This is a genomic window from Citrobacter sp. S55_ASV_140 (genome assembly GCF_018919505.1).
In the GTDB taxonomy this organism is placed as follows: Bacteria; Pseudomonadota; Gammaproteobacteria; order Enterobacterales; family Enterobacteriaceae; genus Citrobacter; species Citrobacter werkmanii.
The window spans coordinates 1-14936 of sequence record NZ_JAHLQZ010000098.1; the positions used below are offsets into that span (position 1 = coordinate 1).

The following is a 14936-nucleotide window of genomic DNA, read 5'->3' on the forward strand; positions in this document are numbered from 1 at the left end:
ATGGTATAGCTATGAGGTAGCCTTCATACTCAGCAACATGCAGAAGTCATACACAAAACATAAGGGTAGTGTAGCTAAGTGCATGATATGTCTACGATGGAGGGATAACAGATAGTTATCTCGCTATTGTGGTGAAGGTATTTACGATGAAGGAGCAATTACCTGTAGGCCATATGGTGACAGGGGTATCACCCCCTTTACTAGTTTTCTAAAAAGCTGTTTAGACTCCTCCCGCAACTTTTTCAAATCTCAACTAAACAGGGGGTAGATATTTACGATAACATGAACAAGCTTGTTTCGTGAACGATGTTAGATTTCTAGCAACTTTTTTTACAATGAGAAAAGAAGATTACGATGTGGGAAAAGAAAAGGGCATGAATGCCCTTATTGTTAGCGTACTGGTTCTATTTCTAATGCTACATCATTTTTACTGTGGCGGTAGATTGAGTAGCCAGGGATAGGAAGTAATAACCACCATGCAGCGTAATCACGTACATTTTCATTATGGTGTACCACTTCGTCATGTTTTGCTACTGCGGTGCTATCTAAAGTGAGCATTTTCTCGAAATGAGATAAACATTTATTATCAACAGATCCTACTAAATCAGCAGAAACAACCTTATTACTGTTATTATCAAGATTAGCTGAATATGCGCATACGTGTGTTGTAATGTCTCCTGTGCTATTACCAACAGTATCACTACTCCCTATTGCTCCAGCGTTTGTTTCACCGCCAAACTCACGTTGTGATTGACCATAAGCCCCTCCAATAGAGTTGCTCTGTAAATGACCTACAGAAGTGCTTCCCTGATCACTGTCCCATTGATAAGCGGTTATATTATCGTCAATTTTCATTGTGCGACTAGGAATACCAAGCTTAGTAATAAGTTCTGCTTTGGTCCTGCCTGCACCAGTAACTGTAGAATGATCATATTTACTTGGAATATTGCTAACACACCCTGTAAGTAGGGCAACATTAATTGCTAATATTGTTAACTTTCTCAACGTGACGCCTTAATTATATTTAAAAAACTTGGAATAAGAATTTTCTCACAATGATGTCGCCTAATGATTTATTTTAATGTAAATGAGTGTAACCTCAGTCCCTTGTAGATGATAGCGGTAAGCTCTATTTTCAGAATGCAACATGGGACGATGCAAAACATCTAACAGAAGATGCTAAAGCTGAGTTGTTAGCGGGTTATCCTGAATATCAGCGTGATATGAGAAGCAAGGGTATTCCTGTTCTTGGTTTTGGTGCTATCTATCCTTATAACGAGGAAGAGATTCACGGTAGCCTTGATTTAGATTACATCCTTGCTAATGCATACGCTTACAAGTTGCTATGGTCGTGTGACTTTGGTTATTCATCGAATGCTTCTGCTGATCCCTCAGTGTTAATGTAAATAGACCCGTTTTAGTTCCAGGCATTTTTTGAGATCCCGGCCAAATGATTGTGTTGCCGATATTCCTCCGGCGTCATATTGTTCAGTGATTCATGCGGGCGTTCACAGTTATATTCTGACACCCATCTTTCCGTGATTTCCCGCACTTCATTCAGCTTTCTGAACAGATAAAAATCGAGTATTTCTGTACGGTATGTTCGGTTAAAGCGCTCAATAAAAGCGTTCTGCGTCGGCTTACCCGGCTGAATAAATTCCAGTTTTACTGCATGTTGCTCTGCCCATTCAGCCAGTGCAAGTGAGATAAATTCCGGACCATTATCCATGCGTAGCATGACCGGATAGCCGCGATTTGCCGCGATCCTGTCGAGTACACGGACCACGCGCAAAGCTGGTAGATTTAGATCGATTTCAATCGGCAAAGCTTCACGGTTAAAGTCATCAACGACATTGAACGTGCGAAAACGACGGCTACAGACCAGAGCATCATGCATAAAATCGACAGACCAGCTCTGGTTCAGCGCTTCCGGTGTGACCAGTGGCGAGGGATTACGCACCGGCAACCGTTGTTTGCCTTTACGGCGAAAATTCAGCTTCAGCAGACAATAAATACGATGGATTCTTTTGTGATTCTACGGGTATCCCTGCCGCCGCAGAACCTGGAAAAGTTTTGGAAAACCGTACCGTGGGTATCGCTCTGCCACTGCCTGCAACGCGACAATAACGGGTTCGTCCGCGTGGTATTCGGACGGTAATGGTAAACCGTTCTGCTCAGGTTCAGACTCCGGCAGGCCTGACGGATACTGAGTCCAAATGTCGTTATCAGATGAGTGACCAGCTCACGCTTAAAGGCTGGTTTTAAAGCTTTTTTTCGATAACTTCTTTCAGCACCCGGTTCTCAAAGCTCAGGTCGGCAAATATCTGTTTGAGACGCCGATTCTCGTCCTCAAGATCCTTGATCTTTTTAATATCAGAAGCCTCCATGCCGCCGTATCTGGACTTCCAGTTGTAGTAGGTGGCTTCAGAGATACCGGCCTCCCGGCAGACATCTTTAACGGTTCGTCCGGCTTCAACCGATTTAATTACGGCAATGATCTGATGCTCAGTAAAACGGGCTTTACGCATAGCGATCTCCTTTGTTGGCAGAGTGATTATGCCGGAGGATCTCTAAATGTGAATGGCACGATTATGCGGGATACTTACAATACCACGAAACGGGTTGTCTTTAATCCATCTCTTAATGTCCATGAAGAAGGTGAACATTGCATAGAGTCTCGTGATGTACTGGTTCTTAATTGCCTGAGTTTTAATTTCTTCACAACTATCCATCCATGACTTGAAGAGAATAACGTGCTCGTGTGTCATATCTTCAACGTAACGATTGTGATTAGCAGCAGCCCAACCTAAGAACCGATTAACCAGACTGGCAAATGCTCTACCTGTTGCTACTTTCCATTGGCTGTTATGCTCGATGTAAGCCGTTTTACCTTCTTCAAAGGTATGACGTGGATCAGCTTCTACAGCAAGCTGTGCTGCTTTAAGCTCAACAGCAGCCACCTGTGCTACTGCTGGAATAGGAATAGCACTGTTGCTTACATCAACATTCAGAGAAGCGAGAGTAGCGTGATAGCCAGCCATTAGATCAGCTTTAACGATGGTGTCTCGATAATCCTTCATCAAGATATTCATAGCCTCAAACTTTCCGATGCTTGCGCTCTTGTACTCCAAGAACTTCATATTCATCAGGGTAGCTCGTCTGAGGCCGTCGTTATGGTCACGAGTTTGGAGGGTGATAGAAAGCGTGGATTTGTCGAAACGCTTACGCCATACGTAGCCACCTTTAGCTGTGTATGAAGTGCTGGCGATTTTGGTATTCATGGGAAGCCTCGTAAAATCTAGGGACGCAGTGTAAGCCGCGTCACCAGTGGATTTCTAAGCCTCTCGTGCTTCCTGTTTTTGTACACAACCAGATCCCATCGTAATCTCCAGGTTTCGCGAACGATGGGGATAGCGTTACCCCACCAACATCCAGGTCGCCGGAACTGCTGCAATAAGCAGCAGGCCGATCAGCGCCATCTCCTGACGTTTTAATACATTTTCATGCGCGTGTGTTTTACGGGCATAAAGGAAAACCAGTAGTCCCGGCGCATATAGCACCACAGACAGCAGCAGGTGCATCGGACCTGACGCATACAATAACCATATGCCATAAATGCTCGCACCGACACCGACGGCTTTATGCAACGGACGGGTAGCGATTTTCAGCAAAAATGCGCCGACCAGCAAATAGGGCACCAGAATCATCTCTGAGGCAATAGTCAGTAGCGTATTGTAGTCGGAACCTGTGAGCCAGATCAGCACCAGACAGATTTGGACGCAGATGTTGGTCAGCCACAGCGACGCGGATGGCGCACCCTGCGCATTCTGACGCGCGAAAATCCGTGGAAACGCTTTGTGGGTAGCGGCGAGGAATGGCACTTCCGCCGCCATAATCGTCCAGCTTAAATAGGCACCGCAAACGGAGACAATCAGACCCGCGGCAATAATAATTTCGCCCCATGGCCCCATCATTTTTACCATCAGACCGGCCATTGATGGGTTGCGGATTTCTGCCAGTTCTGGACGCGCGACAACACCCAGCGACAGCAGGGTGACCAACAGATAAACGCCCAGCGCGGCAAGCACCGCCAGCAGCGTGGCGCGTCCGACATCGCGTTTGTTTCGTGCGCGGGCGGAAACCACCACTGCGCCTTCCACACCGATGAATACCCAAAGGGTAATGAGCATAGTGTTTTTGACCTGCTCCCAGACGGGGACGCCCAACGCGACGCCGGTAAAATCCAGACTGAAGGTATCGAGCTTAAACAGCATGAACGCCAACACGATAAACAGGCCAAGCGGCAGCAATTTGGCCAGGGTCGCGACCAGGTTTATGCTGGCTGCGGTTTGCACCCCACGCAGTATCAGAAAATGGACGATCCACAGCAGCATTGATGCGCCAACAATAGCCTGCCAGGTATTACCATCGCCAAAAAGGCGTAATTCCGGCGTATCGGTAAAGAAGCTGAGCGCAGAGAAGACGATAACCAGATACGAAACGTTAGCGATAACGGCGCATAGCCAGTATCCCCATGCCGAGCAGAAGCCAATCAGTTCCCCGAAACCTTCGCGCGCGTAGGTAAAAATGCCACCGTCCAGTTCAGGTCGGATACGCGTCAGGATCAGCATGGCAAAGGCGAGTAGCAAAATACCCGCACCGGTAATCGCCCAACCAATCAGTAATGCAGCCGGGCTGGCAACCGCCGCCATATTTTGTGGCAGGCTGAAAACACCAGCGCCGAGCATTGAGCTTAGAACCAGCGCGGTCAGTGCGCTCAGACCCAATTTCTTTTCCATTTGTATCCAGTTACTAAAACGAGAGTGAGAGAATAATTATTTTGGCAAACCGCATAAAAATGGTGAAAGCCACTAAGGCGCGGGATTTTACGGAGAGAAGAGAACGCATGCAATGGGGATAGAGAGATTTGTGACTAATAGTGTGAAAAGTTGTCTTAATATTCGTGTTTTTTGTTCGGGCTGAGGGCTTAACAAGGGAAAATTATCAGGCCTACAAGCGCTGCAGGCCTGATAAAGCATAGGATATTACTTATACAGATCAGCGCTGATGGTCATGTTGTTACCACGTTCTGACCACTGGCGAGTAATGTGATAATACTTCGCGCCTTTCTTCGCTGCGCGCTTGGCAACCTGATAAGAGACTTCGGTCATATTGCCGTAGTTACCGGTGAACTTGATGCTGTCGAACGGAACCATCATGGCAGCAGTCGCTTTGTTCAGCTCTTCAACTTTCGTGCCATCCGGCAGCGTGACGGTGTAACGTCCACCTTTGGTGGATTGCGTTTCGAAGAAGCGGCCAACTTCAGCACTCGGAGATGCGGTAGTCGCAACGCCCGGGATCTCAACTTTCTTCGCGGCTTCACCACCTGCAGCTAATGCGGCGCGACCGGCATCAGAATCAGCCGGGATTGCATCAGGGCTTTGTACTACGCGTTTTTTCGCATCCGCTTTATAGATGAATGCGGTAATACGCTGGTTACCACCCTGGTTGGCATCGACCTGGCGAACGATATAGAAGGAGTAAGCCCCTTTTTCTTTCGCCGCTTTGGTGATGGCATCATTCACTTCAGGCTGGCTGCGGTAGAAGCCCTGTACCGTAACGGTATCGTAAGGTTCTATCAGAACGGCCTGATCTTTAGGTAACTCCATCACACCGTTAATAATACGGTTTTTGGATGCTTCCGCTTTTTCAGCGTCGGCTTTATAGATGTCGGCTACAACGCGCCAGTTACCGCCACTGCCAAAATCTGAGGTATCAACAACATAAAAAGAGGCTGCACCGTCTTTATCTGCACGACGTGATACGGCATCCACCGCGTCACCGATCGCATTAAAACGACCGGTAACCACAATGCGGTCATAGGGTTTCAGGGCAGCAGCTTGCTCCGGCGTCAATTCTGTCGCTGCATTTACAGAAAAAGCAGTCGCAGAAATAAGTGCGGACGCCAGGAGAGTGTTCTTAAGCTTCATAAAAATAATCCTTCGCCTTGCGCAAACCAGGTACTGGTATTGTTATTGACTAGAAACGTCGCTGATTATTGCATTTAAATTGTGTCAGTGTCTGCGTCATTTTTCACTCATCGTGCCACAGGGTGTAACAGTGTCGATAACATTTTGTGATATGTCCAAAAATTCGGCGTTTGGAGGCTAAAACTGATAAAACAGTTGAATTTCATAAGTTAATTTAATGTTAATCAATTGTTCTCTGGTGGCGCTTAATCATGTTTTGCCGCTTCGCTTGAGCGAATTATCAGCCATTGCGGGCTATTTAAAGGGCATTATCCCTGTCTGCTGGCGAATTCATCCCTGTTTTGCGAATTTCATAATAAATACTGTTTTTTGGCGCTAGATCACAGGCTCCATTTTCAGTAGGTTATACAGAGTTTGTTACTGTTTTATTTTATTGAGGTAACACTGACCTCTTTCGAGAGTGCGCGCATGCCTCTTGTAAACATTGATAAACCATCATCAAAAATACAGATGGAAGGGAACATTATGCGAATTGGCATACCAAAAGAACGGTTAACCAATGAAACCCGTGTCGCAGCTACGCCGAAAACGGTTGAGCAGCTGCTAAAGCTGGGTTTTAGCGTCGCGGTTGAAAGCGGCGCAGGTCAACTGGCGAGTTTTGACGATAAGGCGTTTGTGCAGGCAGGCGCAGAAATTGTTGACGGCAATGCTGTCTGGCAGTCAGAGATTATTCTGAAGGTCAATGCACCGGAAGAGGCGGAAATTCCCTTGCTTAATCCGGGCACGACGCTGGTGAGTTTTCTTTGGCCTGCGCAAAACCCGGAACTGCTGCAAAAGCTTGCAGAGCGCAATGTGACAGTGATGGCGATGGACTCCGTCCCGCGTATTTCGCGTGCGCAGTCGCTTGATGCCTTAAGCTCGATGGCGAATATCGCCGGCTATCGCGCCATTGTTGAAGCCGCCCATGAATTTGGCCGCTTCTTTACCGGACAGATCACCGCCGCGGGTAAGGTTCCGCCTGCCAAGGTCATGGTGATTGGTGCGGGTGTGGCAGGGCTTGCGGCGATCGGGGCGGCAAACAGCCTGGGCGCTATCGTCCGTGCTTTTGACACCCGTCCGGAAGTGAAAGAACAAGTTCAGAGTATGGGCGCTGAATTCCTCGAACTGGACTTTAAAGAAGAGGCGGGCAGCGGCGACGGTTACGCTAAGGTGATGTCCGAAGCCTTCATCAAAGCCGAGATGGCGCTTTTCGCCGCTCAGGCAAAAGATGTCGACATTATCGTTACAACGGCATTGATCCCGGGTAAGCCTGCGCCGAAACTGATCACCCGTGAAATGGTTGATTCGATGAAAGCGGGGAGTGTAATTGTCGATCTCGCCGCGCAAAACGGCGGTAACTGTGAATATACCGTGCCTAACCAGGTGACCACCACCGAGAACGGTGTGAAGGTTATCGGTTATACCGATTTGCCTGGTCGTCTGCCGACGCAGTCTTCCCAACTGTACGGTACCAACCTCGTCAACCTGCTCAAACTGTTGTGCAAAGAGAAAGACGGCAACATTACCGTTGATTTTGACGACGTGGTGGTGCGTGGCGTGACGGTGGTTCGTGAGGGTGAAATCACCTGGCCTGCGCCGCCGATCCAGGTTTCAGCTCAGCCGCAGGCTGCGCCAAAAGCGGCTCCCGCGCCGAAAGAAGAGAAAAAACCGGTTTCACCATGGCGTAAATATGCGCTGATGGCGCTGGTAGTCATTTTGTTTGGCTGGCTTGCCGACGTCGCCCCGAAAGAGTTCCTCGGTCACTTTACGGTGTTCGCGCTTTCCTGCGTGGTGGGTTACTACGTGGTCTGGAATGTGTCGCACGCGTTGCATACTCCGCTGATGTCTGTGACCAACGCCATCTCCGGGATTATCGTTGTCGGCGCGTTGTTACAAATTGGCCAGGGTGGCTGGGTGAGTTTCCTGAGCTTTATCGCGGTGCTTATTGCCAGCATTAATATTTTCGGTGGCTTCACCGTGACTCAGCGCATGCTGAAAATGTTCCGGAAAAACTAAGGGGTAACATATGTCTGGAGGATTAGTTACAGCTGCATACATTGTTGCCGCGATCCTGTTTATTTTCAGCCTGGCGGGACTTTCGAAACACGAAACCTCCCAGCAGGGTAACAACTACGGTATCGCCGGGATGGCGATTGCGCTGATTGCGACGATTTTTGGCCCGGATACCGGCAATGTTGCCTGGATCCTGGTAGCGATGATCATCGGCGGCGCGATTGGTATCCGCCTGGCGAAAAAAGTCGAGATGACCGAGATGCCGGAGCTGGTGGCGATTCTGCACAGCTTCGTTGGTCTGGCGGCGGTACTGGTGGGCTTTAACAGCTACCTGTATCACGACACGGGCCTGGAACCGATTCTGGTGAACATTCACCTGACAGAAGTGTTCCTCGGTATCTTTATCGGTGCGGTGACCTTTACCGGTTCCGTGGTGGCCTTTGGCAAACTGCGCGGCAAGATCTCCTCTAAACCGCTGATGCTGCCAAACCGTCACAAAATGAACCTCGCGGCGCTGGTCGTTTCCTTCCTGCTGTTGGTGGTGTTTGTTCGTACTGAAAGCGTTGGCCTGCAGGTTCTGGCGCTGCTGGTGATGACCATTATTGCGCTGGCTTTTGGCTGGCATCTGGTGGCGTCCATCGGTGGTGCAGACATGCCGGTAGTCGTTTCAATGCTCAACTCCTACTCCGGATGGGCGGCGGCGGCGGCGGGCTTTATGCTGAGCAACGATCTGCTGATCGTTACCGGTGCGCTGGTAGGTTCGAGCGGTGCGATCCTGTCTTACATTATGTGTAAAGCAATGAACCGTTCGTTCATCAGCGTTATTGCGGGCGGCTTTGGTTCTGATGGCTCATCTACGGGTTCTGATGAAGAAGTGGGTGAACACCGGGAGATTAATGCAGAAGACACAGCAGAAATGCTGAAGAACTCGCATTCCGTGATCATCACTCCGGGCTACGGTATGGCTGTGGCTCAGGCGCAATATCCGGTGGCGGAAATCACTGAGAAGTTGCGTGCCCGCGGCATCAAAGTGCGTTTCGGGATCCACCCGGTAGCAGGGCGTTTGCCGGGTCATATGAACGTGCTGCTGGCGGAAGCCAAAGTGCCATATGACATCGTGCTGGAAATGGATGAAATCAATGATGATTTCGCCGACACCGATACCGTACTGGTTATTGGCGCCAACGATACGGTAAACCCGGCGGCGCAGGATGACCCACGCAGCCCGATCGCCGGTATGCCAGTGCTGGAAGTGTGGAAAGCGCAGAACGTTATCGTGTTTAAACGTTCAATGAACACCGGCTATGCTGGCGTACAAAACCCGCTGTTCTTTAAAGAAAACACCCATATGCTGTTTGGCGATGCCAAGGCCAGCGTGGATGCGATTCTGAAAGCGCTGTAATCGTTAGCTAAAAGTAAGACGGCCTCTGCGGAGGCCGTTTTTTTAAACGTCCAGCTTCCGCTGGGTGATCCATTCCACTCTAGCCGGATCTCGATGCGAGAAAAACGCGCTGCTTCCGCTATCCATGGCGGCAATTTGCGTCATTTCTTCCGGGGTCAAGCTAAAATCCAACACCTGAATATTTTCGGTCATACGCGTTTTACGCACGGTTTTCGCCAGTGAAATAATTCCGCGCTGATAAATCCAGCGCAGCACGATCTGACCGATGCTTTTGCCATATTTTTCCCCAATAGCCGCTAAAACCGGGTTCTGAAACAGGTCATTACGTCCCTCCGCGAACGGTGCCCAGGCTTGTGGTTGAATGTTTCTGCTCTGCATCCAGGCAACCGCATGTGGCTGTTGATGGAATGGGTTTACCTCAATCTGGTTTACGGCAGGAATCACGCGATTGAAGGCCATTAAATCAGCCAGTCGATCCGGATAAAAATTACTCACGCCAATCGCACGGATTTTTCCTTCCTCATATAACTCCTCCATAGCGCGCCAGGCACCATGTACATCTCCATAGGGCTGATGGATTAAATAAAGATCAATATAATCAAGCTGAAGGCGTTGCAGGGACCGCGTAAATTGCGCCTTTGCGCCGGAATAGCTTGCATCTTGTAACCACAGCTTGGTGGTCACGAAAAGCTCATTACGTGGTACACTGCTTTGCCTGAGTGCGTTCCCTACTTGAGTTTCATTCAGATATGAGGCAGCGGTATCAATCAGGCGATAACCTGAATCAATGGCATCCCGTACGGCTTGCTCGCATTCGGCGGCATCGGTCATTTGATAAACGCCAAAACCAAGCAGGGGCATCTCAACACCGTTATTGAGTACTTTTGTATTCATGGGATTCTCCTGAGCATTCATCTTTGTATTGACCGCAGATTAGCAATTTTCTGTGGGTACTATTAGTCTGTGAATCCCGCATGGACCTATGAGTTAAATTCATTTCTGGATAGCAAATACTGGAGTGGAATCACAGTATCTGCCGCTAACGTTGCCATTATTCATGATTATGGTTCATAAACTTATGCCATTTTAGCCCTCTAATCACCGCAATACGTCGCATATATACTGTGGTCTGTTTCTTCAACATGACAGAGCGCTATGCGTAAAAATGAACTGGCATCGCCGGTGGCTACAGCAAGCCACACCGGCCTTACTTTTATTCTGATCCTCAGTGGCCTGATGGCCTTTACCTCACTTTCTACCGATATTTATCTTCCGGCAATGCCGACAATGGCCACGGATTTACATGGCAATGTAGAACTTACGATCACCGGATTTTTGGTAGGTTTTACTATCGCACAGCTGATTTGGGGACCGATTAGCGATCATCTGGGCAGGCGTAAACCGCTGTTTATTGGCATGGTGCTTTTTATCATCGGGTCTGCAGGATGTGCGATGTCTACAAGCATCACGCAGATTGTTTTCTGGCGGGTATTTCAGGCCCTTGGCGCCTGTACTGGGCCTATGCTGGCCCGGGCAATGATCCGCGATCTCTTTGCGCGTACCCGTGCGGCGCAAATGCTCTCGACGCTGGTGCTGATAATGGCGATTGCGCCGATAGCTGGGCCATTGATTGGCGGGCAAATTATTCGCCTGAGCACCTGGCACGCAGTTTTTTGGCTGCTGGTGCTGATTGGCGCGCTAATGTGTGTCTCTTTATGTTGGCTACCAGAAACACTGCCTGAAGCAAAACGGGTAAAAGCTTCTCTGACGGGCGCATTTCGTAATTACCGTTCCCTGTTATCTAATGGGCGTTTTATGCGCTACACCCTGAGCCTGACGTTTTATTACGTCGGCGCGTATGCGTTTATTACCGGATCGCCATTTGTTTATATTAGCTATTACCATGTTGATCCTCAGCATTATGGCTGGCTGTTTGCGCTAAATATTGTCGGCGTCATGGCGATGAGTGTGGTAAACCGTAGGCTGGTGCAACGGCATCCCCTGGAGCAACTGCTGAAATATGCGACGATGCTGGCGGCGCTGGCTGCGGTTGCGCTTGCCCTGTTGGTTAAGCTGGAGTCCGGGGGAATTGTGGCCATTATCATTACCATATTCCTGTTGTTCTCGATGAACGGCATTATTGCGGCTACCTCAACGGCCGCAGCGCTGGATGCGGTACCGAACATCGCTGGTTCAGCCTCCGCGCTGATTGGCGCATTACAGTACGGTAGCGGGATTATCTCATCATTACTGCTGGCCGCTTTCAGTGACGGCACGCCATGGACCATGGCGTGGATAATTGCGTTATTTACGCTGTTGAGTGCCACCCTGGCGCTACGGGCTAAACGATAAACGAAATGCCCCGCGCAGGCGGGGCGACATTTTACGCTTTGTTGAGATCGCTAAGCAGAACGGCAATGCTTTGCCCGCCGTTGGTTTGCTCAAGCGCAATTTTGACGATGATGGTCAGCGGAACAGAAAGCAGCATCCCCACAGGACCCAGCAACCAGCCCCAGAAGATCAACGACAGAAACACCACCAGCGTGGACAGCCCAAGACCTCGTCCCATAATCCGCGGTTCGAGGATATTCCCAAACACCAGGTTAATGACCAGATAACCCGCCAGCACCACCAGGGCGTCATAAAGACCGCTAAATACCAGCACCTGAGCAATAGGGGGGATGGCTGCCAGCACTGAACCGATATTAGGAATATAGTTGAGGGCGAAGGCCAGCAATCCCCAGACAAAGGCAAAGCGCACGTCGAGGGCGGCGAGCATGCCCCAGGCGACCAGTCCGGTCACAATGCTGATTGCCGTTTTTAGTACCAGATAGTGCGATACGCTGTCGATGGCGCGTTGAATCGCTGCCATTCCCTCAATAGGCCGGCTCATCATTTGTTTCAGTTTGTTGGGCAGTTGCGGGACTTCCAGCAGCATAAAAACCACCGTCAGCAGCAGTAAAAATATCGATGACATGGCATTAGACAGCTGCGCCAGCAAATTAGTGACCAGCGTCATTGCCGCGTTCGGATCGATGTATTTGACGAGCTCATCCACCGAAACGCCTATCCCTGCGCGCTGTAGCCAAGGCTCGAGATTTTTCAGCGGGATAACCAGTGAAGAACGGTATTGCGGTAGCGTCCGCGCAAGCTCATTTAAGGATGTACCTAAGTAGGCTAATAGCAGCACCATTAGCATTACAATAATTACGATCAGCAATGACACTGCGAATACGCGCGGTATGCGAAGTTTCACCATGCGTTGCACCACAGGGTTCAGCACAACGGCAATAAATAATGCCAGAATAAAGGGCACGATGATATCTGCGGCAAAGCGGATGCCGCTCAGTATGATAACCAGCATGCCCAGCATAATGACTATTTTTAGACCGTTAAGCGTAATGATCGGTTTCGCCATGTGTATTCCTGTGCTTTTACTTTTTGAATCTGAATAATAATGTGATTTGCGTCGAGGCGTTATAACAAAAATCAAACGGGGCTGGTAAAGAAGTGAAAAGGCTTTGAGTTCGTAATGAACCTATGATACAAATCATCTGTGTTTAACTACCGAGGACAATTATCATCCGCGATGATGAGAAGCAACACTGCGGATAATTGTAATATTATGGACAATATGTTCAGGATGTTTTTGCTTTTACCTACACTTCTTCGTACCTCTTCCACTTTCCTGCTTGCGGGTGAGCAACACTGGCGCAACGCGCTTTAGTCCCTTCTTCTGCCTGAGCTTGCGCTGTGCGCTGAGCTAACTGATTTTATTTTTTGGTTTACTGCATGCAGTAGGCCCAAAGGACTATATTCTCAAGCAGGAGAAGCATCATGTTTTACTGGATATTATTAGGTCTGGCCATCGCGGCTGAAATTACCGGTACGCTGTCAATGAAATGGGCGAGCGTGGGCCATGGTAATTCAGGCTTTATTTTAATGCTGGTAATGATCGCCTTATCGTATATTTTTCTCAGTTTTGCCGTTAAAAAAATTGCCCTCGGCGTAGCTTATGCCTTATGGGAAGGTATCGGTATTTTATTTATTACGCTGTTCAGCGTGCTGTTATTTGACGAAACCTTGTCCACGATGAAGGTGGCTGGTCTGGTCTCGCTGGTGGTAGGTATTGTGCTGATTAAATCCGGTACACGAAAGCCTGCCAAAGCGGGCAGAGAGGTGACCCATGCAGCAGTTTGAATGGGTTCATGGCGCCTGGCTTGGCATAGCTATCGTTCTGGAAATCGTGGCTAACGTCTTTTTGAAGTTTTCTGATGGTTTTCGCCGCAAGGCTTATGGCGTGCTGTCGCTGGCTGCAGTTTTAGCGGCTTTTAGTGCGCTGTCGCAGGCGGTAAAAGGCATCGATCTCTCCGTCGCCTATGCCTTATGGGGCGGATTCGGGATTGCCGCGACGTTAGCCGCAGGCTGGGTGCTGTTTGGTCAGCGTCTGAACAATAAAGGCTGGATCGGCGTGGCATTGCTGTTGGCCGGAATGATCATGATAAAACTGGCCTGATAAAAGTGCTGCCCGTTAATACGGGCAGTATGCGTTATCCCTTGGCCAGCGCTTCCAGTTTGTCGCGAAATCCGGTCACGGAAATCGCGCGGTTATCTGCCCGCCAGCGATCTTTCGCCGCCGGAGCGGAGCTTTGTACGCCAATCAATTGCCAGCCGGAATCCGTCTTCAGCATCAATGGCGACCCACTGTCGCCCGGGAGCGTATCGCACTGATGTGACAAAACGGTATTTTGCGCCCAGCCGGTCACCACGCAATCCTGATGCGTGTACAAATCGTCAAGATGATCTTCCGGATAGCCTGACTGCGTGACTTTACGATCCGCGGTTTTCAGCGCCGCGGTTAACGCCGCTTTATCACCTTCAAATAATGGCAGCGGTGTGATACCGGAAGGTGGATAACGCAACACCACCAGACCAAAATCCCATGGGGCGGCGGAGGGGGGCACAATCCAGCCATCACCATCGGCTTTTAAACGTTTGCCGAGCGAAGGATCAACCCGGCCTTCAATTCCGTGGATCTCATAACGCCAGATACCCTTTTTCGACACGAAGCGTAACGCCACGGCTTTATCAGGTTTACCTTTTGGCGGCGTAAGTAAGCAGTGTCCGGCAGTCAGAGCCAGATGGGGTGAAATGAGCGTAGCGGTACACAGATTACCGCTGGCGGTTTCCAGTTGTCCGATAGCGTCCCATGGTGATTGCGTTGGGTCAGTCACCTTAATGCGATCGTCATGTCCAAAAAACAGCGTTTTTATATTTTCTGCTTCAGCGCTGGACGTTGCTGGCTGTTCCGCATGCGCAACGACAGGAGTTAAACAAATTGAACCCAGTAACACAGCAATGGTTTTATGCATATCACACTCTGGTGGGGAATTATGATTTTTAACAGCAAACCCTCAGTTAATACTATAGACGGGACGGCGGGAAAGTGGGAGTAAAATCAGATAACTACACTCAGGAAAGATAAAAATGCA

The 14936-nt window shown here is 49.3% G+C and carries 12 protein-coding genes and 2 pseudogenes; 6 read left to right on the forward strand and 8 right to left on the reverse strand.

The genetic code is table 11. From position 1 onward, the window contains the following. Positions 1-390: 390 nt before the first annotated feature. The gene (locus KQJ18_RS14845; RefSeq protein ID WP_216422202.1) at positions 391-1005 is read right to left on the reverse strand and encodes a hypothetical protein; all 615 of its coding nucleotides are present in this window, start codon (positions 1003-1005) and stop codon (positions 391-393) included. Between the two features lie 146 nt (positions 1006-1151). Here KQJ18_RS14845 and KQJ18_RS14850 point away from each other — a divergent pair. After that, positions 1152-1406: pseudogene (locus KQJ18_RS14850) on the forward strand (hypothetical protein); the annotation flags it as partial. A gap of 11 nt (positions 1407-1417) precedes the next feature. On the opposite strand, the pseudogene KQJ18_RS14855 reads toward KQJ18_RS14850, so the two are convergent. The 4 genes and pseudogenes from KQJ18_RS14855 to ydgH form a co-directional block, all read right to left on the reverse strand. Beyond that, a pseudogene (locus KQJ18_RS14855) lies at positions 1418-2528 on the reverse strand (IS3 family transposase). A 42-nt stretch (positions 2529-2570) separates the two neighbouring features. Further along, positions 2571-3281: a hypothetical protein gene (locus KQJ18_RS14860; RefSeq protein ID WP_216422204.1), complete on the reverse strand. Its 711-nt coding sequence runs from the start codon at positions 3279-3281 to the stop codon at positions 2571-2573. 135 nt (positions 3282-3416) lie between these two features. Further along, entirely contained in the window at positions 3417-4799 is a 1383-nt protein-coding gene (locus tag KQJ18_RS14865) for an amino acid permease (protein ID WP_069324180.1), read from the reverse strand. A 246-nt stretch (positions 4800-5045) separates the two neighbouring features. Then, complete coding sequence (gene ydgH, locus KQJ18_RS14870; protein WP_069324179.1) at positions 5046-5990, reverse strand: DUF1471 family protein YdgH; 945 nt, start codon at positions 5988-5990, stop codon at positions 5046-5048. A 525-nt stretch (positions 5991-6515) separates the two neighbouring features. Here ydgH and pntA point away from each other — a divergent pair. Continuing rightward, entirely contained in the window at positions 6516-8045 is a 1530-nt protein-coding gene (pntA, locus tag KQJ18_RS14875; RefSeq protein ID WP_085049552.1) for a Re/Si-specific NAD(P)(+) transhydrogenase subunit alpha, read from the forward strand. Positions 8046-8055: 10 nt separating this feature from the next. After that, positions 8056-9444: a Re/Si-specific NAD(P)(+) transhydrogenase subunit beta gene (gene pntB, locus KQJ18_RS14880; RefSeq protein ID WP_038640472.1), complete on the forward strand. Its 1389-nt coding sequence runs from the start codon at positions 8056-8058 to the stop codon at positions 9442-9444. A 42-nt stretch (positions 9445-9486) separates the two neighbouring features. Here pntB and KQJ18_RS14885 read toward each other — a convergent pair whose 3' ends face one another. Beyond that, positions 9487-10338, reverse strand: coding sequence for an aldo/keto reductase (locus tag KQJ18_RS14885; protein ID WP_087856370.1), 852 nt, complete (start codon positions 10336-10338; stop codon positions 9487-9489). A gap of 261 nt (positions 10339-10599) precedes the next feature. Here KQJ18_RS14885 and KQJ18_RS14890 point away from each other — a divergent pair, with 261 nt between their 5' ends. Next, entirely contained in the window at positions 10600-11796 is a 1197-nt protein-coding gene (locus KQJ18_RS14890) for a multidrug effflux MFS transporter (protein ID WP_085049343.1), read from the forward strand. A 31-nt stretch (positions 11797-11827) separates the two neighbouring features. Here the strand turns inward: KQJ18_RS14890 and KQJ18_RS14895 are convergent, their stop codons facing one another. After that, entirely contained in the window at positions 11828-12862 is a 1035-nt protein-coding gene (locus KQJ18_RS14895; RefSeq protein ID WP_085049342.1) for an AI-2E family transporter, read from the reverse strand. Between the two features lie 416 nt (positions 12863-13278). On the opposite strand from KQJ18_RS14895, the gene mdtJ reads away from it, so the two are divergent. Both mdtJ and mdtI read left to right on the forward strand, forming a co-directional pair. Next, the gene (gene mdtJ, locus KQJ18_RS14900) at positions 13279-13644 is read left to right on the forward strand and encodes a multidrug/spermidine efflux SMR transporter subunit MdtJ (RefSeq protein WP_160956389.1); all 366 of its coding nucleotides are present in this window, start codon (positions 13279-13281) and stop codon (positions 13642-13644) included. Next, complete coding sequence (mdtI, locus tag KQJ18_RS14905; RefSeq protein WP_216422206.1) at positions 13631-13960, forward strand: multidrug/spermidine efflux SMR transporter subunit MdtI; 330 nt, start codon at positions 13631-13633, stop codon at positions 13958-13960. Before mdtJ ends, mdtI begins: the two co-directional genes overlap by 14 nt. A 34-nt stretch (positions 13961-13994) precedes the next feature. Here the strand turns inward: mdtI and KQJ18_RS14910 are convergent, their stop codons facing one another. Further along, complete coding sequence (locus KQJ18_RS14910) at positions 13995-14816, reverse strand: serine protease (RefSeq protein ID WP_038640479.1); 822 nt, start codon at positions 14814-14816, stop codon at positions 13995-13997. Positions 14817-14936: the final 120 nt, after the last annotated feature.